Annotated in this window: 3 protein-coding genes; 2 read left to right on the forward strand and 1 reads right to left on the reverse strand. The window is 34.9% G+C overall.

The genetic code is table 11. The annotated features are described in order from the left end of the window. Positions 1-295: hypothetical protein (locus P8A18_RS34235; RefSeq protein ID WP_445978211.1), on the forward strand; the 295-nt coding region annotated here is incomplete at its 5' end. 29 nt (positions 296-324) lie between these two features. Here P8A18_RS34235 and P8A18_RS34240 read toward each other — a convergent pair. Beyond that, positions 325-783, reverse strand: coding sequence for a replication/maintenance protein RepL (locus P8A18_RS34240; protein WP_001125937.1), 459 nt, complete (start codon positions 781-783; stop codon positions 325-327). A gap of 1,358 nt (positions 784-2,141) precedes the next feature. Between P8A18_RS34240 and mobV the strand changes: the two genes are divergently transcribed. Then, a partial coding sequence (mobV, locus tag P8A18_RS34245) for a MobV family relaxase (RefSeq protein WP_371933817.1) occupies positions 2,142-3,091 on the forward strand: 950 nt, incomplete at its 3' end.

The raw sequence follows: 3,091 nt of genomic DNA on the forward strand, positions 1-3,091 counted from the left end.
GCAAGTAGAGGGCTTGTCTAACAATTTAAAAGCATCTCATCAGATTAATGCGGAGTTGAGAGAGAGAAATAAAGAATTACATACAAAAATAGGCTCGTTACAAGCTCATATAAACGATTTGAAGATAAACGTAAAGGTTTTATATCAACAAACGAAAAAAGTCTTTAAAGAGCAATTTAAAACGTTTAGAGGGCTTGTTAAGAATGAACTAGTTGGAAGGGAAGTAGAGGATTACTTTGAGCGTGAACATAAAAACGAAATGACTAAACAACGAGGATATGATATGGAAAGGTAAAACCGCCTTAGAATCAATTCTTGGGCGGTTTATTCAACTGCATTAATTGGAGCCTTATTATTATTAAAATCTTCGAATCTAGCAAGTAAGTATTTCTCTTTTGTATCTTTACCACGATGAACAAGGCTTGGATGTATCATTATTGCTCCAGTTCTTCTAGTAATTATTTGGGCTTGCTCCAGTGTTTTTAATGTGTCTATTACAGTTTGTCTAGATACCTTGCTTTTTTCGGTCAATTCTCTTGTAGTTATAATTAACGTATTTGTTGATTTGTCCATGTTTTCTAATATGTATTTTACAACTTGCATTTTTTTATTACCTAAACTATCTATTAATTGAACGATTGCAGTTAAATATGTGATCATAAAACCATTTCTAGGAGTTTTCTTTATGACTTCATCAGTTTCTATTATTTCACCTGTATCTAGGTTTCTCCATCGACTTTTACCGTTATATATTATTTCGTTTTCAGTTTTTTGTTTTGGCATATTATCACCTTTCTCCTATATTTTTATATTTCCATTTTATCATAATTAGACCAAAAGGTCAAAAAAAAATAGACCAAAAGGTATAAAAAATTAGACCAAAAAGTATAAAAAATTAGACCAAAGAAAATGCCCTTCAATAGCTATATATCAGCTTAAAATCTACTTTTTACCCCCTGCTTACTCTTTTCTATATATTTAAGGCGATAAATATCGCCTTAAATATATTCTTTTTTCATTTTTTTTAGAGGGCTTTCCACAATGCAATAGTCGAGTAGTATTTTTTGAGAAAACCACTCAAAAAATCTCCACTCTTTTGCTATTGCATAGTGAAATTCGGCAGGTGTGAGCATGTCGCCAAGCCGAACATACCAAAAACGAGGATTTAAGTTGCACGACTTGGACTAGCAATTGTACCTGCCGAACCGCCTTGATCTATCGTTCAAGAATTTCACTAATGCCATATAAAATTACGTTAAGTTCCTGGGGGCTAGCCCCCAAACCCCCAGCCAGCACTCACACCCAAAAACAAGGGGGATACCAATAAAAAAGTCAAAATCCACTATATAGGATTTTGACTTTTTTATTGGTATTGAACTACAAGGGTCCCTACAGGCTGTTTTTGAACACCCGTAGTTCTTTTTAAAAGGGATTAATTTATCAGATTTATTAAATGAATAATTCATAAAATCCCCTTTCAATCACTCTGTTGTATGGCAATTTATCAAGTAGGCAGTTGTACATAAGTAGTGTATGCAGGGGACAAAAATGTGTATATAACTGGATAAGCCTTTTTTATTTTTGGCTTGGTATGAAAAAAGAACCCTAATGTTGGATAGGGTTCTTTTTAGGGGTAACAGTTGAAGGTTGAAGGTATATTTCATATTTATTATGTACTTTACTCTTATATTCATTCGAATAGGAAACACATATGTTTGGAGTAATTTGCAAAGCGATTGTTGGAAAAGGAAAAATTAGCGGTAAGTGTCAATGGTAAGCGGACTGGAAGGGGTCAGCGGTTTGTGCTGATCCATGAAAGGAGCATTAAGGAATTGACACGTGCAATTGATTCTTCACCCTCTTGGCCTGTCAAAACGTCAAACGTTTTGGCCTGCCAACCGGCGAGGGAGTCCCTCAAGGATTGAGGGGTTGGGGAGTTCGATTGATGGGGTCAAGGGGAAGAGTTCCCCTTGTAGGTTCGGACAAAGTCCGAGGTTTTTTTGCCATGCAAGGCATGGTTTGGCGAAGCCAACGAGCCTCGCAGAGCACGTCCAAATGAAATTTGGTATAACGTGCTAGACCAAATTATTGGATTCTCTCAATCTTCGTGCTATGCTGATTACCAAAAGGGGGGCTTACTTGTGGCTCATGTAGAAAAATATACAAAAGGCAGCGTACAAGGATTATCGATTCATTGGGACAGAAAAACAGAAAATCATTCGAATCAAGAGATTGATAATGAGCGGTCAAATTTAAATTATGATTTATGCGAAAAAGAAGGAGATACACTTTCCCGCATGAATGATCGATTACGTGAAGTACATTGTTTGAATCGGAAAGATGTAAAAGTTTGTAGTGATTGGGTTGTTACGTTACCAGAAAACTTGAAGGGGACTTCAGAAAAAGAACAACGTGAATTTTTTGAAAAAACCTATGAGTTTTTAGCGAATCGTTATGGCGGTGAAAAAAATGTATTGTCCGCTAACGTACATAAGGACGAAACAACACCTCATATGCATTTTGCTTTTATGCCTGTTGTTTGGGACGAGAAAAAACAACGGGAAAAAGTTTCAGCCAAAGAGGTTTTAACAAGAAAAGATTTAAAGACATTCCACCAAGATTTAGATACATTTTTGAAAAAGGAAATACCACACATCTACAAAGATGGAATTTTAAATGATAAAACGATTGGTGTTGATACCGTTAAGGATTTAAAAAAGCATTCTCTAGAAATAGAGAAACAAAAAAAGGCGATGGATGCGGAAATAAAGATAAAAGAAAAAGACTTGGAGAGAAAAATCCAATCTTTAGATAAAGAATTTGAAAGTAAAAAGAAAAAGCTTTTAGATCTCAGTGAACAATTACCACAAGAAATCAAAATCAATGCAAAAGGGAAAGAGAAAAAAACAGAGGTTGTGAAAAAAGGATTATTTAAAACAGAAACGATAACCAAAAACACTGGGAATTGGATTATTGGAACGAACGAATTGAAAAGAGTACAAAAAATGGTGAACGCTGCCTATATGGTCAAAAGGGATTATGAACGTTTGCAAAGTACAGATTTGGTGGAAGAAAATAAAAAATTACACCT

The sequence above is a fragment of the Streptomyces sp. Mut1 genome (assembly GCF_030719295.1).
Lineage (GTDB): Bacteria > Actinomycetota > Actinomycetes > Streptomycetales > Streptomycetaceae > Streptomyces > Streptomyces castrisilvae.

Bases quoted from the DNA above. Each gene is read 5' to 3' on its own strand.
- P8A18_RS34240 (WP_001125937.1), bottom strand. From the start codon at position 783: ATGCCAAAACAAAAAACTGAAAACGAAATAATATATAACGGTAAAAGT.